The sequence below is a fragment of the Salinimonas iocasae genome (genome assembly GCF_006228385.1).
Lineage (GTDB): Bacteria > Pseudomonadota > Gammaproteobacteria > Enterobacterales > Alteromonadaceae > Alteromonas > Alteromonas iocasae.
Genome location: NZ_CP039853.1, coordinates 301,610 through 323,772 on the forward strand (window position 1 = coordinate 301,610; position 22,163 = coordinate 323,772).

23 protein-coding genes and 1 CRISPR repeat array are annotated in these 22,163 nt (G+C 44.1%); of the genes, 6 read left to right on the plus strand and 17 right to left on the minus strand.

Annotation, left to right across the window (positions count from 1 at the left end; all coding sequences use genetic code 11):
• The first annotated feature begins 1,021 nt into the window (after positions 1 to 1,021).
• Positions 1,022 to 1,285, plus strand: a complete 264-nt coding sequence (locus FBQ74_RS18635) for a hypothetical protein (protein ID WP_139758224.1) — start codon at positions 1,022 to 1,024, stop codon at positions 1,283 to 1,285.
• A gap of 93 nt (positions 1,286 to 1,378) precedes the next feature.
• Here the strand turns inward: FBQ74_RS18635 and FBQ74_RS18640 are convergent, their stop codons facing one another.
• The 3 genes from FBQ74_RS18640 to FBQ74_RS18650 all read right to left on the minus strand — a co-directional run bounded on the left by FBQ74_RS18640 (position 1,379) and on the right by FBQ74_RS18650 (position 3,722).
• The gene (locus FBQ74_RS18640; protein WP_139758225.1) at positions 1,379 to 2,845 is read right to left on the minus strand and encodes a hypothetical protein; all 1,467 of its coding nucleotides are present in this window, start codon (positions 2,843 to 2,845) and stop codon (positions 1,379 to 1,381) included.
• 111 nt (positions 2,846 to 2,956) lie between these two features.
• Positions 2,957 to 3,292: a hypothetical protein gene (locus FBQ74_RS18645; RefSeq protein ID WP_139758226.1), complete on the minus strand. Its 336-nt coding sequence runs from the start codon at positions 3,290 to 3,292 to the stop codon at positions 2,957 to 2,959.
• A 109-nt stretch (positions 3,293 to 3,401) separates the two neighbouring features.
• Positions 3,402 to 3,722, minus strand: coding sequence for a hypothetical protein (locus FBQ74_RS18650; RefSeq protein WP_139758227.1), 321 nt, complete (start codon positions 3,720 to 3,722; stop codon positions 3,402 to 3,404).
• Between the two features lie 461 nt (positions 3,723 to 4,183).
• On the opposite strand from FBQ74_RS18650, the gene FBQ74_RS18655 reads away from it, so the two are divergent.
• The gene (locus FBQ74_RS18655) at positions 4,184 to 4,963 is read left to right on the plus strand and encodes a hypothetical protein (protein ID WP_139758228.1); all 780 of its coding nucleotides are present in this window, start codon (positions 4,184 to 4,186) and stop codon (positions 4,961 to 4,963) included.
• Positions 4,964 to 5,643: 680 nt separating this feature from the next.
• Here FBQ74_RS18655 and FBQ74_RS18660 read toward each other — a convergent pair.
• From FBQ74_RS18660 to FBQ74_RS18715, 12 genes are all read right to left on the minus strand, one after another.
• Entirely contained in the window at positions 5,644 to 5,859 is a 216-nt protein-coding gene (locus FBQ74_RS18660) for a hypothetical protein (RefSeq protein WP_139758229.1), read from the minus strand.
• Positions 5,847 to 6,164, minus strand: a complete 318-nt coding sequence (locus FBQ74_RS18665) for a hypothetical protein (protein WP_139758230.1) — start codon at positions 6,162 to 6,164, stop codon at positions 5,847 to 5,849. Before FBQ74_RS18665 ends, FBQ74_RS18660 begins: the two co-directional genes overlap by 13 nt.
• A 234-nt stretch (positions 6,165 to 6,398) precedes the next feature.
• Positions 6,399 to 6,698 (minus strand): HigA family addiction module antitoxin, encoded by a 300-nt coding sequence (locus FBQ74_RS18670; protein ID WP_139758231.1) that lies wholly within the window; start codon positions 6,696 to 6,698, stop codon positions 6,399 to 6,401.
• 8 nt (positions 6,699 to 6,706) lie between these two features.
• A complete protein-coding gene (locus FBQ74_RS18675; protein ID WP_139758232.1) occupies positions 6,707 to 6,994 on the minus strand; it encodes a hypothetical protein in 288 nt (95 codons plus the stop codon).
• A 244-nt stretch (positions 6,995 to 7,238) separates the two neighbouring features.
• Positions 7,239 to 8,586: direct repeats of the CRISPR family, unit length 28 nt; unit sequence TTTCTAAGCCGCCTGTGCGGCGGTTAAG.
• A gap of 128 nt (positions 8,587 to 8,714) precedes the next feature.
• Positions 8,715 to 9,278 (minus strand): type I-F CRISPR-associated endoribonuclease Cas6/Csy4, encoded by a 564-nt coding sequence (cas6f, locus tag FBQ74_RS18680; RefSeq protein ID WP_139758233.1) that lies wholly within the window; start codon positions 9,276 to 9,278, stop codon positions 8,715 to 8,717.
• 11 nt (positions 9,279 to 9,289) lie between these two features.
• Entirely contained in the window at positions 9,290 to 10,294 is a 1,005-nt protein-coding gene (gene csy3, locus FBQ74_RS18685) for a type I-F CRISPR-associated protein Csy3 (RefSeq protein WP_139758234.1), read from the minus strand.
• Between the two features lie 19 nt (positions 10,295 to 10,313).
• The gene (csy2, locus tag FBQ74_RS18690; protein WP_168190731.1) at positions 10,314 to 11,249 is read right to left on the minus strand and encodes a type I-F CRISPR-associated protein Csy2; all 936 of its coding nucleotides are present in this window, start codon (positions 11,247 to 11,249) and stop codon (positions 10,314 to 10,316) included.
• Complete coding sequence (gene csy1, locus FBQ74_RS18695; RefSeq protein WP_139758236.1) at positions 11,249 to 12,583, minus strand: type I-F CRISPR-associated protein Csy1; 1,335 nt, start codon at positions 12,581 to 12,583, stop codon at positions 11,249 to 11,251. Before csy1 ends, csy2 begins: the two co-directional genes overlap by 1 nt.
• Positions 12,584 to 12,616: 33 nt before the next feature.
• The gene (gene cas3f / locus FBQ74_RS18700; RefSeq protein WP_139758237.1) at positions 12,617 to 15,988 is read right to left on the minus strand and encodes a type I-F CRISPR-associated helicase Cas3f; all 3,372 of its coding nucleotides are present in this window, start codon (positions 15,986 to 15,988) and stop codon (positions 12,617 to 12,619) included.
• Between the two features lies 1 nt (position 15,989).
• Positions 15,990 to 16,958 carry a type I-F CRISPR-associated endonuclease Cas1f gene (gene cas1f / locus FBQ74_RS18705; protein ID WP_139758238.1) on the minus strand — a complete coding sequence of 323 codons (969 nt, stop codon included), beginning with the start codon at positions 16,956 to 16,958 and terminating at the stop codon, positions 15,990 to 15,992.
• A 377-nt stretch (positions 16,959 to 17,335) separates the two neighbouring features.
• Entirely contained in the window at positions 17,336 to 17,542 is a 207-nt protein-coding gene (locus FBQ74_RS18710; RefSeq protein ID WP_139758239.1) for a hypothetical protein, read from the minus strand.
• A gap of 37 nt (positions 17,543 to 17,579) precedes the next feature.
• The gene (locus FBQ74_RS18715; RefSeq protein ID WP_139758240.1) at positions 17,580 to 17,813 is read right to left on the minus strand and encodes a hypothetical protein; all 234 of its coding nucleotides are present in this window, start codon (positions 17,811 to 17,813) and stop codon (positions 17,580 to 17,582) included.
• Positions 17,814 to 18,012: 199 nt separating this feature from the next.
• Between FBQ74_RS18715 and FBQ74_RS18720 the strand changes: the two genes are divergently transcribed.
• The gene (locus FBQ74_RS18720) at positions 18,013 to 18,495 is read left to right on the plus strand and encodes a PH domain-containing protein (protein ID WP_168190732.1); all 483 of its coding nucleotides are present in this window, start codon (positions 18,013 to 18,015) and stop codon (positions 18,493 to 18,495) included.
• A gap of 38 nt (positions 18,496 to 18,533) precedes the next feature.
• On the opposite strand, the gene FBQ74_RS18725 is transcribed toward FBQ74_RS18720, so the two are convergent.
• Complete coding sequence (locus FBQ74_RS18725; protein WP_139758242.1) at positions 18,534 to 19,172, minus strand: Ref family recombination enhancement nuclease; 639 nt, start codon at positions 19,170 to 19,172, stop codon at positions 18,534 to 18,536.
• A gap of 440 nt (positions 19,173 to 19,612) precedes the next feature.
• Here FBQ74_RS18725 and FBQ74_RS18730 point away from each other — a divergent pair, with 440 nt between their 5' ends.
• Positions 19,613 to 20,512 carry an Abi family protein gene (locus FBQ74_RS18730; protein ID WP_139758243.1) on the plus strand — a complete coding sequence of 300 codons (900 nt, stop codon included), beginning with the start codon at positions 19,613 to 19,615 and terminating at the stop codon, positions 20,510 to 20,512.
• 233 nt (positions 20,513 to 20,745) lie between these two features.
• Here the strand turns inward: FBQ74_RS18730 and FBQ74_RS18735 are convergent, their stop codons facing one another.
• The gene (locus FBQ74_RS18735) at positions 20,746 to 20,949 is read right to left on the minus strand and encodes a hypothetical protein (protein WP_139758244.1); all 204 of its coding nucleotides are present in this window, start codon (positions 20,947 to 20,949) and stop codon (positions 20,746 to 20,748) included.
• A 77-nt stretch (positions 20,950 to 21,026) separates the two neighbouring features.
• On the opposite strand from FBQ74_RS18735, the gene FBQ74_RS19035 reads away from it, so the two are divergent.
• Together FBQ74_RS19035 and FBQ74_RS18740 are read left to right on the plus strand one after the other, a co-directional pair.
• The gene (locus tag FBQ74_RS19035; protein ID WP_168190733.1) at positions 21,027 to 21,164 is read left to right on the plus strand and encodes a hypothetical protein; all 138 of its coding nucleotides are present in this window, start codon (positions 21,027 to 21,029) and stop codon (positions 21,162 to 21,164) included.
• 95 nt (positions 21,165 to 21,259) lie between these two features.
• On the plus strand, positions 21,260 to 22,090 hold the full coding sequence (locus tag FBQ74_RS18740; protein WP_139758245.1) for a hypothetical protein: 831 nt from the start codon (positions 21,260 to 21,262) through the stop codon (positions 22,088 to 22,090).
• Positions 22,091 to 22,163: the final 73 nt, after the last annotated feature.

Below are 22,163 nucleotides of genomic sequence, written 5' to 3' on the forward strand. Positions count from 1 at the left end.
TTTCCTATGCGCTGATATGGTGATACCACGCTCTATTGCAGCATGCACAATGTAAGCGTGAGATTAATTGCCTTGCAGGCTGGTAGACACACATTATCAAGCAGAACCGAATACCTTACTGGACGGCCTGAGAACTATAAAATGGACGTCCCAAAAAGCGTCCAGTAACAAGGGGAGTAGGAAAAACTGAAGGGCCGAAAGGAAAACTGATTTTGCGTTATTTATTGCACACAAGGTTTGCTACTGACCGGACTGATTGATAATCTTTGTTTGTCAGACCGTAGAACTCTTCAAAACATCCTCTGCCCTTAAACAGCACACAGATAATCAAAAACATCTTAAACGCTTTCAAACAGTGCTAGAAAAAAGAATATAAGAAAATAAATGGCAAACGAAGGCGCTTATATCTGAGGCTTTGTTCCCGAATAGCGATAGCGAAAAGGGACAAAGCTGTGTAGCAGTCACAAAAAATTGTCATATCCCGAGCAGCGATAGCGAATAGGGGTATGACATAGTTTGAGTCAGAAAATTGTTATCGAGAGGTTTGCGCGTTTATCACCCCCCGCGTGGTGCTTATCAGTTTCATGCGGGCACCTGGTGTCAAAAATGACCGGGCAGCCTTAAACACTAAAAATAGCACCATAAGGTCTACAAGCCGCAGAATGTGATTCCTCAGTATTTGACCGTACATAGAAGAAGTGTTTTGAAATTCGGATGGTGTTTTTTTTGAAAACGCCCCCGAGTAGCGATAGCGAATTGGGAGGCGTTACCGCGGTGGCCGGTCAGATCCACCAGCTCAGTTTGATTCATGATTTAAGGCCAGCATATCTCACTAAAATGGTATTGCTCTAAACATGCCTTTTCATATTCTGAATTGTGTATCTGTAGATGATGTGGGTAACTTCTCATTGCGAACCTTAGGAGATGATCCTGATAAGTGTTCGGTGTCTCTCCTATTTGTTTTACCTCTCCCCTACCTCATTACTAAATACCCAATGCTCCTGGGCTGGTACCGGAATAGTTGACCGGAATTACTTTTGATGTTCGTAGCCCATGCCTTAATGATGGTAAACGTGAGTTAGTAGTAAAGCTTGCTGCGCTTATGGGTTATTGGATAGCAGGTATGTTGATGCTTATCGATGCCAAGAGTTTGGCTGGTGCACTGTTCTGGCCATGCTTAATTATCTATATCTGGTGGGAATATTTGTGTGTACCGGGAGGGATAAGAACCGTGCTTTTTATTGTTTTGAATACATATGCGGGAATGCGTGATATATCCCCGTGAGATTTTTAACATTTATGCATCTATTCAATGCATATTCACGTTTTATTCAAACCACCAGCTAGAGGGTGAATTGGGGCCGTAGCCCCGAAGGGCTTAACCGAACAGGATGGAGCTCATTGTGATCGGCGTGGCAGGTTCTCTGTTGGATTCAGGCGCCGGCTTTTCGTCAGTCTTTTCCGAGTGCGGCTTTTTACAGGTAGTAAGCATTTTAGAGATGTGGCCAAGAATGACCGCGATGTTTGCTTCTGCTTTATCTGACTGTTTGGCGTACCAGAATCGCCCTTTACGGTGGAACCGGAATGGACCCGTTCTCAACGATTCCAGAATCTCTCCTTCTGGCTTTTCCTGAAAGCGGAGCTCTACCCCGTTTTTTTCTTCGTTGTATTCGATGTTGATGTAACCGTCTGCTGTATCCGGAGCCTGGGTGCATGTTTCAGTTTTTGTAGCTTGGGGTGTGGGCGCCTGAGTCTTTTTCGCTGGCTGCAGACACTCTGCTAATTCTGCAAGGGGGATACTGCGCTCATCGTACAGTTTAACCTTGCGAACTTCCCAGCCGGTAGAATGACGGTAACCGTCTTTAAGGTAATAGCCACCGCCCATCGACCATTTCTCACGATGCTCTGCTTCATCAGGGGCATCTTTTAATGCCGCGGTTGAAGGATGGTTAGCGGCCGCTTTACGCATCTCTGAAAATATATCCCGGGTATGTTTAGACCATGCAAGCAAGATTGTTTTTTTAGTGGTGCTGCCGTGATAGTCGCTCATCGAGTCTGAATCATCCTCGACCAGGTTGGCGATGATGATGGCTTTTGTTTTCTCTGGCATGATGGTTTTGCAGTGGGCGCGAAACGCTTCTGTTTGCTTCTGTGTTTCCTTAATGGCTTCTTCTCTGGCCTTCTGCTCAGTTAGTCGCTGCTCAAGGATTTGATCTCTTAGGCCTTCAACCGCCTCTACCGGCATCAGAGGTAATAAATCTAACTCAGCGAACTCACACGACTCAGCATGCCACTGGGTAAGAACAAAATTTCTGTTCGAACCATCGAGCTTGATAACGTCCCAAACCAGTCCGGATAGTTTGCCGGTACCCAGCATATAACCACCAGCTTCACGTCTGGCACCTACGATTATGCCTTCACCCCCGAACGGCCCTTTGTTGTGAATGATATTGCCTGCTGCTGTTTCTGGCTCTTTAATAGTTACGTTGAATGTCTGAGTACCACCAGCAACACTCGGGCATAGTGACAAGCGCAATATCTCATCGGCTAATTTTTTTGCCTCTGACTTGAAGTAGTCCGGCCATTCAACGCTCTCAATAACCAGGTTGCGAGCCATGAAGAAAATCTCTTTTGCATCAGGCAAGCTTTCAATGCTCAGGTTGATGATGTCACGCTCATAGCTGTCAGCGTCATAGCGACCCATAAAGCTTTGTATGTTTGCTTCACGTAATGTGTGAGCAATGGATTTAACGCCCTTAGCTTTAATAGCCTCGCTGCTGGTGGTGTTTACCAAAAAGGTAGCCAGGGTTGCGAACTCGTGATTATCTAAAACATATACAGACATGTGGTTAACTCCTTTTCTTTATCTGGGGTTAACGTATGCCGGGGGTGGTGATTGTCGATTTTAAAGGAAGGTAAGGGCCGCTGATACAGCCCAGCTGATTTTGCTTATACGTTAATGGGTGGTTACCGGAACTCCTTGGTCGCTTACTTCCCATTCCAATCCATAGTTAGTGCGTACCTGCATGCATCCACCATCATTCAGTCCATATAAAATGCTTTCTTCTACAAAATCGTGATCAAGCATATCGCCAATCTCATCCAAATGATTCAATGCGCCTATTTCAAGACTGTTAAAGCCAGCGGAGAATTCATAGATGCCATTGCAAACCACATCATCAACACAAAGAGCCATACCTTGTAGTGTTTTACCGCAGGGTAACGTGACAGTAATGGGATACTGATAGCCGGCAACGGGGGTGAAATTGATTTTCTTGAATGTCTCTAACATGGTGAGTCCTTAATGATCGCGTTAAGGAGAATGTGTCAGAGGGAGAGCCGGTGACCAATCCGGTGGAAGCAAAAACCGCCCAAGGGGGCGGCTTCTTAGTAAGTCTGGTTTAGCTGGCCAACTGAATATAAACGTTCGCATCCCGAATAGCTTTCTGTTGCCCCTGCCACATTTTCACCAGATTCTTTAATGCGGTGCTTGGGTTCGTCTTCATAAGAGACAGGCAGTTTTGAACACATTTCTCAAGTGTTGTCAGGATACCTTCTACAAACAGCGCTTTTTCCTCATTCGTCATGCGGCCTTTAGGGTCGCTATAAGTGATAGCGCCGGTTTTGTAGTTGACGGTGACCCTTACTTCCCGCAGCTTGGATACCTGCTGAATTTCAAATACGCATGTGTCTTTTTCATTTACTACTGCCTGAATTTTCATAATGTTCCTATACCTTAATTTGGCTAATTGCTTCATAGGTAATGTGACTGATTCAGGGCTGGGGGCGAATGTGAGGGAACCTTAATCACCACCAATAAAAAACCGCCCCGGGGGCGGTATTCGTTTTAAGTGATTAGCTGTTGGCTATTGTTCTGTGTAGTACTCGAGAACCTCAACTGTGGCATCTTCTCTATACCGGCTTATTGCTTTCTCTAGCATATGCCTAATGAGCGCACTGAAAGTCATATTTTAAATAAAAATTGTTTCTAATTAACTACTAGAGCTTACATACGGCACCTTTCAATTTTTCAGCGTAGAACCTACTTCTTGTTAAATTCGAAAATGCCCAGCAATATTTGTAATATTGTTAACCAATTAAAACTAAACAAGTACTTTTAAAAAAAATGTTGACTTGTTTATTTTTTAATCTACCCTTAAGAAAAACCAAAGGGAGATTTTTAATGAAATGGATACTTCGAATAGTTACATTGCAAGCTTTATTTCTATTGTCATTTTCAAGCTCAGCATCTTCAGCTGATGATTTTATGATTACCTATTGTGACACCTGCTCTTCTTCAACAGATTTTTCAAGAGCAGCTAACGTTGCTAATAGTGGAAAAGTTTTAGTGTTTAATTTGAGGCACTCGAAAGTAAAAGCATTTCAGTTGTATTATGAGCCGATGCTAGGCGGCACCCAAGCAGTACCTATTTCCGTACCACAAGAAGCGTTCGATGCTATTGATATGTACCATAATATTATAGATTACTACATAGGCTATCTAAACAACACAACGTCCTTTGATAGCACAATGAAATTAGCCGATAAATCTGCTTTCCCTCTATCAACACAAAGCCAAATTCATGGGTCAATGGGTCTGGCTTGCGGCCCTTCCGGAAATCCTCAAAAAGCTAGCTTTATCCCGGACGGAATATTTGGACCCGCCTGCGCTGCTCATGACAGCTGTTACGACTCGGGTCAACCACAAGCCCTATGCGATGCAATTTTCAGAGAGGATTTATATGGTGTTATTGAAGACGCTCTTTACAATTCAAGTTCACTTTTAACAAGAGCAATAGCCAGAAAAGCTTTACGTGAAATTGCCGATGAATATGCTGATTTTGTCGAACAATCAGAAGAAGCTCGCGATGCTTACTGCTCAGTGTCCATAAATAGTAGTAAACCAAGCTGCACTATGGAGCCATGGAGCCATGGAGCCACCAAGACTATAACCTTAATTTGACTGAAACATTTTCTGGTGTAGTAAACACCCTTTTTGAATATAATGTAAACTATGTATGTAAAGTCTATATAATTGAAACGAGCCTTGGTTCTTCTCAGCGCTACGAGATTTGCTTCTTAGCACCGACTGGAAATTGATTACGTATGCTTACTAGGCTTTTAAATCTTTTAAGCCTGTTACTTGGCCTCTTGGTAATGACTTTCTTCATCATAGGAAGTTCATTCTCAGGAGGCTGGACTGGTCTCGCTAACTTCTTCATCGTTGCTTTAACCTCTGCTTTTTCTATTATTTTATTGACAGGCATATTTTACCTCAATAGGTATTTCAGAAAAGATAAACAAAAAATCCCTGTTCCTTTGTTTATGATGTTCTGCTTTTCAGTTGTTTTTCTTTTAGGGTATTTTGTTTTATATTTGAGTTAACTCCATAGTCTAGATTACGAATGTACTATAAAGTAAAATTAGACTTCGAGAATCTTGCTTGTTAAATTAGGGAAATTTAATTAATTCACTGGATACGAGGCCCTGTATCCGAGTAAACTCCTCGCTCTGGCAACTGCTTCCCATCGAAGAACTAATATATTTACCTGTGAATGAACGTAAGTCCCTGCATTTTCAATCCGAAGGCACAGTGAGGGACTGGTTGAGTCCAACAACTCGCTGTTTAAGCTGGCCGTATATTTATATTTGTTTTTTTCCTGATTGCTTAGAGCCATGCTTGATTCTGAACAACGCGACCTGTACCAGCGCCCAGGCATTTTCTTCGTGAAGCTCAGCCAATCTTTGGGTATTGATAATAATGCGGCCGGTATAACCTTTTGCTCTTTCGACCGGCGTTTTGTATTGGGTAATCGTCGAACAGTCATCACCGGTCAATTCCAACTCTATTGTGCGCATACGCCCTCCCCCGTTTCTCCCCTGTTCGCCTGAATAAATTTGTCAAAAGTGACGATGTAGCCAGACACCATAATGATTAAGCCAATTTTCAGAATCGCCGGCCACGTAAGACTTATTATTGCCCTGAGTGTGTCACCCAACCAATATTCCGCCATGTCGATGGTAAAACTTGGCACCTCGATCATAAGGGGAATGGTCATCGCTATTATCAAAAGCATTACAACGCCAGGAACAAGCGCCGCTCCGCATAGTCCCCACATGAACACTAACCTGCGTAAGTTTTTGTTTAACGCTAACTGTTCCATACTATTTCTTAATTTGCTTAGCTATGCCCACCAGCATTGGCGGGATTCAGTTATTTATCGTACCTGCAATTTATCGCCGCGAACTGGGTAAAAATGATTATTTCCACACCTTGGCTTATTTGGCCGATTACAAGGTTGCAGAGAGAATTAGGATGTCAAATTTGGAGGAAGTAATAAGTGCATGAAAAAGGTACCATCGACTAGGTACCTTTATTAACTAAATGACAAAGCGAATTAGGCGTATTCGTACAACTCTTCACAGTCTATGACTTCATCACGCTTCATATGCAAATCATAGGCCTGTTGAAGGTTCATCCAAAACTGAGCGCTGATACCACTGGCCTTCTCTAATCGAAGTGCAAAGTCGACTTTTACACCTACGTTGCCGTTAACGAATCGCGAAAGGTGGGCGCGGGTTACGTGTAACTTCTCAGCTGCTTCTTTAATGCTTATCTCGTGGCGGTCAAGAACTCGCCTTTTAAAAACCGTCCCAGGATGGGTAGATGGAAAATTTCGACTACGTTTAATTGACATAGTGCCTCCTAATCGTACTGATTCAAGTCGACATCGTACGCATTACTATTCATAAACATACACGTTACACTACCAACTGGCTCAACGCTGTTTACGGTAACTGTTACTGACCAGTTGTCTGGCTGGTACTCATAAATGGTAAAACCACCTAATAGCTCCAAGTCTGTGATCTGAATCGCTGCATCCAGATACTCGAGAACCTCCGCAACTTCATAAACGTAAGCTGAGGGAAGTAATGTAACGTCACCAGACTCAAAAAATTCTTGTAAAACAGATGACTTAAAACTAACAATCAAAACATAATCCTTGTGCGTATAGTTATAGTATACACTCCTGAGTGAGATTTTAAAAGTTAAGCGCATAAACCTCAAAACCTTACTGACTTTTAAACAATTAAGTTTCAATACCAAAATACGTACTGCGCAAATGGCGAAGTACAGATTCTGCCATTGCCAGGCTTTCGGTGGCAGCCTCTCGTTCAGCATCAGCCTTAGCGTTTGTAGCGTCTTATCGTAAGCGCATCATGTAACGTTTGGCGCCTTTCTAAGCCGCCTGTGCGGCGGTTAAGGGCGGGCGTTGGTGTGCCGGGCCGGGTGATTTTTTCTAAGCCGCCTGTGCGGCGGTTAAGTTTTCAAACCAGCCCCGGATCTTGATTTCGTCTTTCTAAGCCGCCTGTGCGGCGGTTAAGTCGCTACAGAAAAAGCGATCACCATCCATAGTTTTCTAAGCCGCCTGTGCGGCGGTTAAGGTAGCCGCAGAGGGCGCGCAACTTTCCTTGCATTTCTAAGCCGCCTGTGCGGCGGTTAAGCGGGCTTTGTCGTTAATGTTAAATGGTTACCATTTCTAAGCCGCCTGTGCGGCGGTTAAGGCGCTACGTGTGGGGCGCGAATGGTGCAACCATTTCTAAGCCGCCTGTGCGGCGGTTAAGCGCTCAGCCTGGAACGGGTACGGATACGTCGATTTCTAAGCCGCCTGTGCGGCGGTTAAGTTTACCTCATCTTCGCTCATGCCATCTTTATATTTCTAAGCCGCCTGTGCGGCGGTTAAGGACGGCTTACACGCATCAGCCGAAAATTTATATTTCTAAGCCGCCTGTGCGGCGGTTAAGCGACACGGTGCGCCGGTTCTGGATGCGTCCACTTTCTAAGCCGCCTGTGCGGCGGTTAAGTTGAGCGTCAGATTCTCGTTAAATACGATGATTTTCTAAGCCGCCTGTGCGGCGGTTAAGCCGGATGGCTCCCTTTTAAACCATTACGTGCTTTTCTAAGCCGCCTGTGCGGCGGTTAAGGGTAAACCCGTGCGCCTGGTGTCGGGCGGGTCTTTCTAAGCCGCCTGTGCGGCGGTTAAGAACAATCATGTCAGCTGGCTCAAGGCCGTTAATTTCTAAGCCGCCTGTGCGGCGGTTAAGTAACTATCTTCAATGGAATTATCAGACTCATCTTTCTAAGCCGCCTGTGCGGCGGTTAAGGCTATTTCCACCTGTTGCATGATTGCTTGTAATTTCTAAGCCGCCTGTGCGGCGGTTAAGTTCCTCAGCCTGCTGCTTTTGTGAGCCGGTCATTTCTAAGCCGCCTGTGCGGCGGTTAAGCCAGGGTAATATCATCAAAGCTGGCATCTTTATTTCTAAGCCGCCTGTGCGGCGGTTAAGTCAGGTGCGCCCTTTGTTTTGCATTGCCTGCATTTCTAAGCCGCCTGTGCGGCGGTTAAGTTTTTTTACTCCCTTTGTTTATTAACGAACAATTTCTAAGCCGCCTGTGCGGCGGTTAAGGTATCTTTGTTGTGAGCCGGTAAAGGCTTTCATTTCTAAGCCGCCTGTGCGGCGGTTAAGACAGGGGAATTTCAATGAACTGGGCGGATATATTTCTAAGCCGCCTGTGCGGCGGTTAAGTAGAAAAAAATACCACTATCTTACTGATTGTTAAAGAACATGAGTGGATTCTGGCCAAATGACCCTTTTTTTAATGAACAAGAGAAAGCCCGTTGTACAGGCTTCGTGGTTGATACTTAGAAAAAGGGTTAAAACTTCGGTACAGGTGTTGTGGCGCTTAGTCCGTACTTCGAAAAAAATATCGCGGAGGTTTTCACTTCCGCTAACAGCGTCTGCTTAATAAATAAAGGAAACTGCTGGCCGTTTGTCGATCGGCTTTTAATTCGGATGAAAGGTAGGTCAAGCCGCTTTCCAGCGCTGTCTGGTATCCGTTCAACGGCTTGGTCGTAGGTCAAGCTATGACGCTTCATCGCCCGGCGGCGAAGTCGGTCCGGGCTACTTTGAACATGCATCCGCTGCACCAACCAATACTCTTTGGTATCCGGCGTTTTATTAATACCCACTACATTAGTAAAATCCCCCAGCCCCTTACGCCAGGGAAATTGCTCCAATTGTTCCAGACGCTCTTTAGTACCATGTACTCGCAGTTGTTTGCCTAGAGTGCTTCTGTTTGCCGAAGGAAAGCTTACACCAATATCGTTATCGGATACGGCCACCAACGCTCGGTGTAGTTTACTAAACAGTGCGTTCATCAAAATTGGAGCCGTAAATTCTGGATCTTCTAAAATTTTAATATCTAGATAATGGTCCATAAACCTTCCTTTTACGTGTCCGATTTGCCGCCAAACACGCCGCCACGAATAAGGTTAGCAATCACATAATGCTGCTGGTCCAGCTCAGGCGCTTGCCCTTTTTCCATCCATTTATCAAATAACGTATAAAAATCGTCTTTATTATTACGGTACGCCTTACCCCGGCTGGTAACCGAGCCAAAGGGTTCTGCCGAAATCGGACCTACCTCCGCCGCACTTTGATGCCATGTGTCTACCGTACGAATGGCATTGCCAATTTTTTGAGAATGTAGCGCGGCGATACCGTCAACGTGATACAAGACCTTGCTTTTATCTGACTTACCATCTAAAACAAGCTCTTGCGAGGGGAATACTTCTTGCCCTTCGCCCAATTTTACGAAGGCTTCAACTTGGAAGTAGGCAAAGGCATCACTGGTTAACCCTTTTTGCACCTCTTTGGCAAAGGCCTTTAAATCATCGCTTTGAAAATCAAAATTGCGAAGCGCGAGATCGTAGCCATTGAATACCCACGTCGTATCGCCGTCCTTTTTTGTCTGCGTGACACGAACAGAAATATCTTCAGCTTCTACACGGTTACGCCAAAGAAAGCGGCCGTTGGCAATATTAGACGCATAGCGATGCGCTAATACATCAAACGATTGTTCTTCAATGTATGACTCAATTGTGCTGCGTAATACTTCCTGATATTCAGGGCTGTTGCACGCAGAAGGAGTAGCTAAATCACCCAAAACCCGCAAGCTAAATACCACTTTTAATGTGTCACAATCAAAGGGTAATGCGGCGGTATCGACAGTTTGCAGGTTCGCTTTATTTACTTCCTGATCTAACTTTGCTGGATCCTTCAAAATGGTATTTTTCTGTCGATTAGAAATGGTCCCGCGCACCGACTTTACTTTTAACGTTATGGGTTTCCATTCACCGTCTGGCGTTGCCCAGTTTCCAGCGAACAACAAGCCATCTGAGTTTGCCAGTTTACGTTCGAATGCTAAGACTGATGCGGTTTTTATTGCTGCCATGCTATTTCTCCTTAATGGTTTAGTCTGTTTCGCTACTCAATGATGCAGGTGCGTCAGGCTGATAGTTGTTTTTACAAAGGTAAAGTGCATTGTCTGCGTGATATTCCTGTTGCCAGAAAAGATGTTTCAAATCGCTTATCCGGTGAGGGCTGATCCATTGACCCAGTGAATAAATCGATTCAACAAACTGTACGGGGCAAGTGCGGTCGCGTACATGACCTACCTCTCCGGCCTCATATAAATCCGATATACCCTGGTAGCCAACCATGATTGGTTTAAGCCATCCAATATAATCGAGGCGCTCTGTACGCCATTCAGCTCTATCGCCTTTTGTTTGGGCGGCCATTCTTTTAATGCTGAAATCCAACAATGCATCTAAAGGCGTTTTTTGACTTTCTTCGATATGCGATTGAAGTACATCATCACGACTAACCAGAGCAAAACCTGGTAACAGTTTGCGTAAGAATGATTTTCGCGTGCCAGATTCTCGATTTATCGCGCCTATATCCTTGATAAGTTCTACTTCACCGAGTTGCTTCACCTTGCCGCCCGCAACTCTAGAGGTGAGTAATGCACTTTTAATAAATTCAACAAGTTCATCCTCGAACATGGGCGGCGTAGGGCCCGAAAGTAAAATGAGCAGAGAGATATCCATACGCATTCTGCCCTCTTCATTAAAAGGCGCGGTGCTGCCGTCTTTGGTTAATGGATTCCGGGTCAGGGCAAAGTAGTTCTCACGGCTCATATTATTGCTATGGGCCTGTACCTGGCTGGCGTGGCAGATCACCGCGCAGCCTGACAGCGTGATTTTATTCGAAATCCCTGCCTGAACTTTTCTTTGCAGGGCATGGGTTAATCCCAAAAAGCTGGTCATGGCCGGAAAGCCCCATGTAATACCGGCAATGGCATTGGCAGCTTCCACCTGAAGGTGTCTGATTACCAAAAGCTTTTCCATTAAAAGGCCTCCTCTACATCGTCTTTTACCAGCCGGAGCTCTTGCGCGGTAAGAACTTTCCATTGCATAAACTCTACATCGCCTGTGGCGATATCAGAATTTTTCTCCAACTCGGTATTTAAGAAACGAGAAAAATCCGCAGCGACCAAACCTTGCCATTCTTTCTTATCAAATTCGTTTTCAAATTCTTTATCAAAGTCTCGCCGCTTAGGATCTAGCCAAAGCTTTTGGTGTAGGGGTAAATGACAATCTGGAAGAGAGGACCAACCTGGTGAAGATGTTCTAACGCCGGTCCCGTAGGCAACTAACTGATCAACAATATCCTCAATACGACGCGCGCGCTCTGTACGGATTTTCATATCGCTACGTTTATTCAAATTAGCAACCAAAAATTTTTTCAAGCCCATAATTTGCCCGTAAACCCGGCGCGAAAACGGTCCTCGAAAGATAGATTTTACCTTTAGCGGTGGTTTTTGCTGACTTTGCCAGGCAGGGGGGGAACTACTTAATAAAAATGCTCGCCCACCACGTCCAGAATTTAACTGACTAATATTCTGCGGCTTGGTGCCCCCAAAGCCTTGCACCGCAATATCTTGAAACTCAATGGTAGCAATGTCTGACATTTTCTCACTGCGACGCGCTGCGCGAGCTTCTTTTTGCTCTTCTGAGAAGCGCGCATACTGGACGCGTTCAAATATTTCCTGAGAAAGTGACGTGCCATAAAGTGGCAACACCAGATGATAATCATCATCAACTGGCCAGTAGAGTTGCTTGCTTAATTTATGGGAGGTGGGATCTTTGGCCGTCACCGCCAATTTAAAGCCACCCAACCAGTCATTTAGTTGTGCTTTAGATTCTGCAAACGGTTCAAAGGGCGACATGTCATTTTGCTGAACAAAATTTGCCAGCAGTTTGCCATTATCACTTTCAAGCAAAAGCAACTTACCCACATCCAGTGCCGCCGCGTTGCCCACCACATCAATCTTTGGATTGTTTATACTTGAGGTAGAAATAAATGTGGACGCTGATTTATTAGCATTTGCAAACAAACTTGTTCCTTTAGCATCAGAATGGGTAAATTTCAGAGCATGCGTTACAAGCTGTAATTGCTTAGCACGGTTTGCCGCGTCACTCAGCCAATTCACTGGTTTGAAACGGCCTTCTTCGGTAACTCGTAACGCTGTTCGCTGCAATTCATAAGCGGCGACATCTTCAGTCGATGCAGCGCTCACGCCTTTTTGCGTATCCTTATCGAATTTTTCCAGCTTATCCCGCTTGCGGCTGTCGATATAATCGCGGATCTTTTCTGATAGCGTTCTTTCTTCGCGTTCCATTTATCCTCCCTTCTCCACGTTTTATTCCTTTTGCTAAAAAGGTTTGTAAAAACCCAATACTTCACTCTGTTGCCACACATTATCTTCGTCGTTCTTTCGTAGCCGAATAGTGCCAAATTGCATAGATGTCTCACTGAGTTCTCTATTGAGAGCTTCTGCCAACGCAATCAATGTGCTTTGATAATCAAAGTGTTTCGCCCAGTTATGTACGCCTGTGGCAAAAGCTGGCTGTTGGTCGCGCTGAAAATGTTGTTTGTCGTCGGCTTTTAGCTCACCGCTTTCGTGCCAGCGATGCATGGTGGGTTCCTCGTATTCTTCGTCTAAATAGAAACAATAAGATTCATCCGGCGTATGACGACGAAATGGTAACTTGCGTTGGAGGTGATTCGTCCAATGACAAGGCTTTTCCCACCATAAGCTGGCAAACGCTTCGCCGTTTTCTTTAGCCGTTCCCCACAACTGAGCATGCAGCGCCGCATGCTCTAAATCCACAAAACGCTTGGTTGGTGCTAACTTATTTCGCTTCTGGATGCGTGGTAAGGCGCTGATGGTCTGGTATTCGCTTACCTCTACCAAATCGTTTAGCTTGTGGCTTTCTAACAAAAACTCAGGGCTTTCGAAGCCTGGCTTGGTATAGGCAGCCTTTTCATTTTTCATTGCCCGTATGTTTTGATTCAACAGGTGAATATTAGGGTTATCTACTGTGGCGTCGGAGTGCCGTAACACTCGCCCTGCCAATTGAATCAGAGAGCGAATCGATGACGGCTCTACGACCGCCCAATCATAGGAATGATCCCTCCCCACCTCGGTGACTGGACTCCCTAATACAACAAAAATATGCTGGTCATTTGGGTGAGCGTTTAGCGCGTTACTCACGCTAGGTTGCCCCCAAATGGCGTTAGAATCTTTCCGGTTTAATATCGTATCCAGCATTTGTTCAATCGCAGAACGCTGCAATAAGAGAAACTGGCTGTGGTAAACACAATAGTGAATCTGAATGCCGTCTGGACTTGGCTTGTTCATCAAGGATTTAGCAACCGCGACCAAGGGATTAATGTTAGCCATTCGCACGAGGCCAAAACTGGTTTTTGCAGATAAATATGGATGCGGGTGATGATGATCGTTATGAAGCGCTAAAATACTTTGGTGAATACGATTAGATAAGGCTTGAATCACCGTAGCTTCGACAATCTCGCCATTCCCTTGCTCATCACTACCATTCTTATCGTCACAATCAACCAACGCCACAAGACGTTTGATCGATTGCCCTAAGAGCTTGTCAGCACGCGATGCCATGAGTTTTTGATGATGGGCAGAAAATACAGATAAGTTACTCGCCTGGATAGAATCGCTAAGAAATTCATCAAACCAGGCGCATACTACATTGGGCGTGCGACTCGGGTTCACACTAACTGAAGTTTCATAGTGTTTACGACCGGCGAGGTACGCATCAAATAACGCGTGAATTAAATCAGGTGGCAAGGTAGCGGAAGAAAGCAATACGTTAGATCCCAACATGCCAGCCCAATTCACGAGTCGACACAATGCAGGCAAATCTTCCAAACCAAAGTCATCAGGCTCATCCAGCACTAAATCAGAGGTCAGCAAGCGCAGCATGGGGGCTATTTGCTTGCCGCCTCGGCTGCCTTCGGTTGATGGCATTAGGTGATCAATGGTGCTCACCAACACGGGCGCATTGACCAGTTTATTGTTTTGAGGGGCGTTTTCTAACCAACGCGATAAGGGCCCATCACTTAGCATCCCTTCATAACTAACGTAGCTATCCCGATCACTAAAGTCATTGGCCGATTCAGAACCCAATAAAGCATCTTGCTTGCTTTCTTCTGCTAACACTTGCTTGGTTTGCACCCGCTCATGCAAGTCTTTCACTGCTTTTGAGCCAATAAGAACCGCTAAATCTTCATCGTCCAGTCGCAGTAGCTCTTTAAAAGCATCCCCCGTCTGCAGAGTGAGCGTGCGAAGCCCAAGCGCCACACTGAATCGACACCCTTTTTTCTCGTCAGCAATGCCATACATAACACGCGCATTGGCAAAGGTTTTACCTTTGCCGGTAGACGCCACATTGATACCAAAAAAGCCGTGCTGTTTAACGTTGTCTCGAACACTGACAGCTAACTCGTAGGCTTTATTCTGCCAGGCAAAGCGACTGTCTGGTGTGCGTTTTTTTAATAGTGGGTGTCGAGTAATGACAGGTAAGGATTCTTTTAATGAGGACAAAGACCGTACTATTTGATGGCTATGACGGTACACGCCAATCAAATGTTCATCTAAGGTTTGATTGTATTTTCCGTTATCTCGGCTGCCACGCTCGCGCCAGGTATTAGCATATACCTTTTTATAGCCTTTATTATCGTGCCATGGGCTTTTCAAGCCGGTAGATTTTAGCGACGAATAATAATGATCGCCCAACATCAATCCTAAGCGTGCAAGATGCAAAGAAAAAGGCTTGTTCAGCCACTCTGTAGTTAGCAGCTGTGAACGCTTACGACCTTGCGATGCGATACGGCTAATACGTTCACACCAGACCTTGCTACAAAATGGCGAGCCTTGTTGAAAAGCCCAAACAGCTTCAATCTCAGAGAGCTTCCAATCTTGGTTACCGCATTGCGGAGAATTCCAACTTGCATCAATATAATCGTCCATTAATGATTCTGGATACTTCTCATAATCTGTATTGCCATCTGAAGGCTCTGGCAATCTATGATGAGAGAGAATGAGCCAGGCAACGGCTTTGGCAACAGGTGGAAGTAAACTCAATGGCGAATAGATTTTTTTGTCGATTCCGTCTTTTTTAAGGTTTGCCATGACCTTGCTTTCTATGTCATCTGGCAAATCACTTAAGATGGTTAACCATGCGGCGTCTTGTTCATTGGTATTCACTCCTTCAGTCGCATAGAGCACAAAGGCTTCAAATAACCGCACGGAGACCCATTCGTGACGATAAGGCTCATAGTTTTGAGTTTTGTTGTTAGGATTAAGCTTGTCTTGAAAGGCTTTATTGGCTTTACCGAAATCATGAAACAGCGCCGCAATGCCCGCCAGTATTCGGATATCTTCTACGGTGTGCCATTTATTCTCATCGCCAGAACGCAAAATATCTCGCCCAGTGATATTGGTTGGAACAGTGCCCCATTCGTTAAAGCGACGCGGATTACCCACCAGCCATTTTAATTCCGTTCGGTTATTCCCCCGAATCCAGTGACATGCCACAGAGGTATTTCGTCGCGCGGTCTTTTTGAGTAATTTTCGTAACGTAACTAAGCCTTGTTCCGTTATAGCCGTTTGCCACGTTCGGTCGCCCGCCCGCTCTGCGAATTGATCAATAACACGACGAGTTTCTTTGAGAGCTTTTTTTGAACACTGCGATACCAATAAAATATTCATACTAGGCGCTACATTTATCGCTGATAGCCTTGAGGCTATCGATCATAAAATCCAGCGCTTCACTCTGGCGAACAGCGGCTATACAGGCTTGACGAAATTCTTGTTCGCTATCTCCGTTCATCGCGCTCAAAAACGCTTGTGGTAAAACGACACCGTCTTTAACTAAATCAGCAGCGTCAAATACTAATCCCCCGCGGCGGGTCTTACCGTGTAAAACGGATAGCCCATGGGGCAGCCCCAGAACCCAGGTTGCCGTGGCCCCTAATCCATAAGCGAGATAATTACCATGATCTAAAAAGTGGTTAGCAAAATCAGTTCCTGCCCCTTGTTTCACTCGGGAAAAATCATTGTAACCTGTGACCGAACAGATGATTTTATACAAATTTTTTGTCAAACGTGCTTCACTGAGCATCAGTGCTTGTGTATCTTTTGAGCTTTGAACTTGTTGCTCAAATTGAACTAGCGCCTGATTCAAAGCATCAGGATCAACCGTGAACTTTGCTTCTTTTAATTGCTTATTTTTAAGCCATTGAGCTCGGGTGAATTTGATACGATGTTGTTGGATGAGCTTTGCGGCCTGCAGTCGCTTGCTTTTATCAAACCAGAACGAAACCCAATTTTGTAAATAGCCTACTGGACGGTATTCACTTTGTGGACTAAAGAAGCTGACGTCAACGTCGACCTCATTAGTTGAAAATAATGGTGCTCCCCCCCCGCCACAAAAGCCGATTAATACACCCGCTTTTGCCAATTCACGTACTGCCGCTTGAGTAATTGATGTGCCATTACCGAGTAACAGCGTGGTAGTGTTGGCAATAGGAATATTCCAATAACAGGACTGTTTTCCTTCATCGGTAACGTATTCTACACGCCCGTCTTTTACCAAAACTCTGCAGTACTCAAGATAATACATATTCGCACGCTTTGAGTGCAGAATAGTTTTCATTTCCGAGGGGGAGAACTGCTCCATTAATCATTTCCTTATGATTTTTATGAAATTCGTGGGATATGGTTTAACCTAACGTCTAGAAGGATAATAGGCAAGTTGATTGATATCCTGCGCGCGTTGTAATTAAAGTTGTATCTATCGAATATCTAGGTGGAATCGAATGAAGTCTTTTTTTCACTTGCTCAAATCAAGCATTTCGCCAATGGTTCATCAAACTTGGCTTCTATTTTTCCCATCAAATCGTCCCGAACATTATGATCGACGACTTAGCCGATGATAGAAATATTCCAAGAGAGCGTAAGGCGCGCTTTATAATAAACTTACCAAAGAGCTGAGCACTAAAACCCTGCTAGTTTTTGAGTCTAGATAACTACCCCCCTTTCACTATCACTTATGGATTATTCGTATTTTTTCTTCTTGTCATGCCGGTATGCCATGACATTGCTAACATGCTTTTCTATCAACATTGGTAGCCCGTTCATGGCAATTACTATATCGACAAAGCGAGATTCAAGCGTCTGAATGGTGGTTCTCAGCTTTTCATCATTAGGCTGCGTGGGTAGAAAGTGTGGTTTACCAAATGGTGTTGCCTGACCATCAATCATAGAAAATTCCTTCTTTCGTTATAGTGTTATATCCAGCTCACACGTAGCCGGTGTAACTGTAAGTATTTTCTTTTGAAAACGGCAAACGAGTGCGTCTGACTTCACCCTTGAACGCGCCATTGCGAAATACATCCACGCGAACTGCGGTTGATTGGCTAAGTACTCGCTCTGCGCCATTGCGAGCTTGCATTAAATTAGCGCAATAAGAGCCGGTTCGGCTGAGAGGACAAAAAGGGTGGCCATTTAAATATGCTGTGAATGAATCGCCCATGATTATTTCCTTGTGCTGAGCTTTGGATACGGGTTAAATGTGACAAGTTGACCGGAGTGAGCAAAAACGGCAGAAGTTAGACCTACTGATAATCTTTGATAATTTAAAGACTTAGGCACTGTTTTGCATAATGGGATTATTGCTTAGTATTGAATGTTAGGGTAAATTTCCGGGCATTATAAAAACAATGGTCAATGGAATGAATAAAAAAATTAACCCCCGGTTTTCATTAAGAGCCTTTCTTCTTCGACCAATGATCGTCGTACCTGTCCTTTTTTTCGCATGGGTACCAGGCTTTCCTTTAGGCTTACTTACGGCATATGTTCTCAAGGAAGTAGTGGACTATAAAGTGTCCCTAGTTGCAGTTGGCATATTTGCTTTGATTCTGGGACCCGCTGTGGGTTTAGCGCTGATATACCAGATGTCAAAGAAAGCATTGAATAAATCAGAATACGTTTTGGGTGACAAAACAGTTAGCGCCACCAGCGGTCTTATGAGCATTACGACAAAAAGCTTTAAATACTCTGATATTGTTTCTATGTCGCTTCATCAATCAATTGGCCAGCAAGAGGCAGGTGTAGCTGATATCAACATTCAGACGGCCTCAGAAAGCGATATCAAACTCTGGTATATTCCTAACTACAAAGAAGTTTATGATTTCATAAATGATAAACGTGATTAGCCTTTGATGAGTGGGGCTCACAAGCCCCACTCATTTTGCTAATAATGACCTTCTCCGACCAGCTCCATCACCTGCTCCAGCAATAGATGCTGCTTACCATTTACTTCTTCCCACCTGACTCGACCACCTTCACTTCCCTTTGAGTGAATAGGGAATATGTCTGAGCTCACTCCTGAATCTTGTGGTACGGGGGTGTCATGGTGCCATGCGCACAGTGGCAGCACATACTTATGAGCGTCTGTAATGGTTCGCCCTCGGATATGATGGATTGATACCGGAGAGCCGGAGAAAGGCTGAATCAGACCAGCATTGATGCAGCAGATACAGCCGAGCTGCCCTAATTTATCGTGAAGCGACATGTCAGATTTGGTGCGGGCTTTGCCTGCCATACCTTTAAACTTTATGGGTTTATTGCGTGTTGGCGAATTAGGACCTTTCAGCTCAGCTCGCTCAATGGCTCTGGTACGTTGCGCCTTTGCCTGCGCTCTGGCCTTTTCCAACTGCTTATCTTTGTTGGCCAGTGCCTTTGCCCGCTGCCTTTCAGCAGTAGCACGTTGCTTCTCGCGCTGTTTGGCGCGGTATTCTGGACTGCGCTGCTTTTCTATCTGGCGTTGACGCGCACGCTCCTGACTACGCTTTTGCTGTGCAAGCCGCTTCTCTATCTGAACATCTGTCATTGGTGACTCCCGTTAAGGCCGGATCAGATGAATCCGGCGTAACGGGCCATGCCAAGCTGTTCCATGATGGTGTCGCCGGCAAACATTTTGCGTACATCGGAAACTTGCTCTTTAGTTTAAGGGGTACCCAAGTACTCGCATCCACCATCTTCATTTCAGATGAGAGCGGTAGTTCCGTTTGAAAGGGCTGGGAAAGTATTCATTTGTGTGATTCCTAAGTGTGCTTTGAACTTAGGACTAACGTGCTATATGCAGGTGAGTTTGCAATTCAAAGAGAATCAAATCTCTGCACCATACAACTTGCTACCACCACTCCACGATTTAAAATAGTTCTTTACAAGATGGCTTTCAGCTACTATTGTTACAGACAATAACACCCCTCCCGCTACCCATCAGAACAGCGCCCTGCGAGGGGTTCGTTGTTTCTGGAGCTTATAAAAATGGATTTTCGGAAATCACCTACCACCTTTGAAGAGCAACTTTCAAAACTGGAAAGTCGCGGCTTAATCATTTCAGACAGAGCAAGTGCGAAACACTATTTATCTCACATTAATTACTACAGATTTGGTGTATACGCTTGGTATTTTCTAGAGAATAAACAGAATCATACGTTCTATGAAGGGACTCGATTTGAAGACGTATTACAAACATATGTCTTTGACCGTGAATTACGCATATTGATTTTGGAGGCTGTGGAAAGAATAGAGGTTTCACTGAGGACTAGCTGGGCATACAACTTTTCTCATATAAATGGGCCTCACGGACATTTAAACCCTAGAAACTTCAACTTTGGCAAAGGTAAAACTCATTTACAATTTCTTTCCACTTTATTAAGCGAGCTTAATCGGACTAAAGAGTCTTATATTAAAGAGCAGATGCAAAAGTATAACGAAGCCACTCCTGCTATTTGGATATGTTGCGAAGTAATGAGCTTTGGTTCGTTATCCAAAGCATTCTCTTCAACTAGAAACCTCGAAATTCTAAAGTTAATATCGCAAGAATATAACCTCAACCATGAAGTTTTAAAGTCCTTTCTTCATCACCTTACAGTAGTAAGAAACATTTGTGCACATCACTCAAGACTTTGGAACAGAAACTTGCAATTTCAGCTAAAAATCCCAACAAATGGGGACAGAAGTTTCATAAAAGCATTTACTAAATGTGATAAAAATAAACTTTATAATACTTTAGTTATGTTGAGCTATTTATTACGCAAGGTTAGCCCAGACACTTCTTGGGCTGAAAGACTGAAAGGGTTAGTTAGTGAATATCCCGCTATAGATCCATCTCATATAGGCTTCCCAAAGCAGTATAACGATTTTGATTTTTGGAATAATTAGTTGAAATACCTTTAAGACGCCTAAAGCGATAGCGTAAGGGGGCTGGCGGGAAATTCAGGTACAAAAAAAGCGCCTATTGGCGCTTCTTCAATCGTGCATGTGTTTACGGCCCCACTCTTCCAACTTATGTCGCTGAGAGTATATAAACGAAAAGATAGCTGTTCCGGCAACTGAAAGTGCTAAAAGCAACCACCAAAAGTTCGATGTATCGACAGTGATTTCCATGCTACCTCCTAGACCTTAAAAGCCACAACCAGCACGAAAGAGGCTGCGACCATTCCTAAACCTAAGAAGGATAGTACAACAGAAAGTTGCAGCAGTGCAACTGACTGGTCTACCACCAGCGCCGAGCCGCTAAGGCCAAGCGCGAACAAACCCAGACCTAAGTCTTTGAGAACGTCTTTAAGCCAAGTCAAGATAGCGCGAGATAAAGTCATATGGCTTCCCCCTTTTTGTTAATGTTCATGGGGTTAACGTGTCACGATGCTGACATTACACAAATAGGAAGGAAGCTATGGAAGATGCGCTTTATGCAGCGCTGAGCAAGCCGAAAATTCTTGTTTCGGTGAGACCTATCAAAGGACACTTAACTTTTTTCTGTGTAACTATTTTGAAACAACAATTTTTTTCTATTTTTTTATCTAAAGGGTGAAAAAATTTTGTTGGTTTGAGTTCGCATAAGTGAATAAATTTCCATCACCACAATGCAATGTTGCTTGTCGGAATACTAATGTAAAAGGAACTTTTATGCGTTTAAGATTTAAACACCTCATATATCTAGTTTGTTTTATTGCATTTCAATCACAGGCTAAACTAGTCGACTGCAAAAGCTGCAATACTACTACTGATTTTCTCAATAATGCTAAAGCTAATGCTCAGCTTATTTCCGGAACCAGTTATATCTATGTCAGTAATACAAACACGGAGGTTATCAAAAAATTTAGAGTAAGATATGAAGCAGGTAACCCCAGTTACGGTGAGCCGTCTGTGTTTATTGTTGGCGAAGTGGCAGTAGATAATACTTCTTATTACACATTCAAAGACGCGATGGGGGTCAAACGCTCAGTAACAAGCTTTGTGGATACTTCTAAAGATATACCAGGTGACATAGCTGATAGCGCTTGGAAAATGCCTGCTAACAGCTTGGCGCAGAATCAAGTCATCAATTACTATAGAGATAATCAAACTTGGAATGAGATGGTAGGTAACTATTTTGGTTCTTTACTCTCAGTCTTCGGGACCTTAGTGAATGTAAATTTAACTATAACTGTGAAGTTCGCTGATGGATCTAATGCCGACTTTGCTTTAACAGGTATTGACCATGAAGGGAAACTACGCTTCAAGTTTTTGAAGGGCACGGATAAACTTGGAAATACAATTGGTTCAAAGAGCTCTGACCTAGAAGGTCTTTTCAAAACAGACAAGTCTACCTTCCAACTTTATAACGGCGCTGCTAATCGTCATAACTATATTATTACGGGCGTCAGCACTTCAACTATTCCGAATGGTAGTGTGACAATCATAGATTGTCATATGGATACAGTTACAAAGCGGGTTACCTGTAAAAGAAAATCGTAAACAGCGCTTAAAAAGGTTTGAATACTATGGATATAAATTTGACCACGATAGGCTATATAAATCTTCTTAGTAT

Bases quoted from the DNA above. Each gene is read 5' to 3' on its own strand.
- cas3f (WP_139758237.1), bottom strand. From the start codon at position 15,988: ATGAATATTTTATTGGTATCGCAGTGTTCAAAAAAAGCTCTCAAAGAA.
- csy3 (WP_139758234.1), bottom strand. From the start codon at position 10,294: ATGGCAGCAATAAAAACCGCATCAGTCTTAGCATTCGAACGTAAACTG.
- FBQ74_RS18730 (WP_139758243.1), top strand. From the start codon at position 19,613: ATGGATTTTCGGAAATCACCTACCACCTTTGAAGAGCAACTTTCAAAA.
- FBQ74_RS18740 (WP_139758245.1), top strand. From the start codon at position 21,260: ATGCGTTTAAGATTTAAACACCTCATATATCTAGTTTGTTTTATTGCA.
- cas1f (WP_139758238.1), bottom strand. From the start codon at position 16,958: ATGGAGCAGTTCTCCCCCTCGGAAATGAAAACTATTCTGCACTCAAAG.
- FBQ74_RS18645 (WP_139758226.1), bottom strand. From the start codon at position 3,292: ATGTTAGAGACATTCAAGAAAATCAATTTCACCCCCGTTGCCGGCTAT.
- csy2 (WP_168190731.1), bottom strand. From the start codon at position 11,249: ATGGAAAAGCTTTTGGTAATCAGACACCTTCAGGTGGAAGCTGCCAAT.
- FBQ74_RS18710 (WP_139758239.1), bottom strand. From the start codon at position 17,542: ATGATTGATGGTCAGGCAACACCATTTGGTAAACCACACTTTCTACCC.
- FBQ74_RS18655 (WP_139758228.1), top strand. From the start codon at position 4,184: ATGAAATGGATACTTCGAATAGTTACATTGCAAGCTTTATTTCTATTG.
- FBQ74_RS18735 (WP_139758244.1), bottom strand. From the start codon at position 20,949: ATGACTTTATCTCGCGCTATCTTGACTTGGCTTAAAGACGTTCTCAAA.
- FBQ74_RS19035 (WP_168190733.1), top strand. From the start codon at position 21,027: ATGGAAGATGCGCTTTATGCAGCGCTGAGCAAGCCGAAAATTCTTGTT.
- cas6f (WP_139758233.1), bottom strand. From the start codon at position 9,278: ATGGACCATTATCTAGATATTAAAATTTTAGAAGATCCAGAATTTACG.
- FBQ74_RS18725 (WP_139758242.1), bottom strand. From the start codon at position 19,172: ATGACAGATGTTCAGATAGAGAAGCGGCTTGCACAGCAAAAGCGTAGT.
- FBQ74_RS18650 (WP_139758227.1), bottom strand. From the start codon at position 3,722: ATGAAAATTCAGGCAGTAGTAAATGAAAAAGACACATGCGTATTTGAA.
- FBQ74_RS18715 (WP_139758240.1), bottom strand. From the start codon at position 17,813: ATGGGCGATTCATTCACAGCATATTTAAATGGCCACCCTTTTTGTCCT.
- FBQ74_RS18720 (WP_168190732.1), top strand. From the start codon at position 18,013: ATGAATAAAAAAATTAACCCCCGGTTTTCATTAAGAGCCTTTCTTCTT.
- FBQ74_RS18660 (WP_139758229.1), bottom strand. From the start codon at position 5,859: ATGCGCACAATAGAGTTGGAATTGACCGGTGATGACTGTTCGACGATT.
- FBQ74_RS18640 (WP_139758225.1), bottom strand. From the start codon at position 2,845: ATGTCTGTATATGTTTTAGATAATCACGAGTTCGCAACCCTGGCTACC.
- FBQ74_RS18670 (WP_139758231.1), bottom strand. From the start codon at position 6,698: ATGTCAATTAAACGTAGTCGAAATTTTCCATCTACCCATCCTGGGACG.
- FBQ74_RS18665 (WP_139758230.1), bottom strand. From the start codon at position 6,164: ATGGAACAGTTAGCGTTAAACAAAAACTTACGCAGGTTAGTGTTCATG.
- csy1 (WP_139758236.1), bottom strand. From the start codon at position 12,583: ATGGAACGCGAAGAAAGAACGCTATCAGAAAAGATCCGCGATTATATC.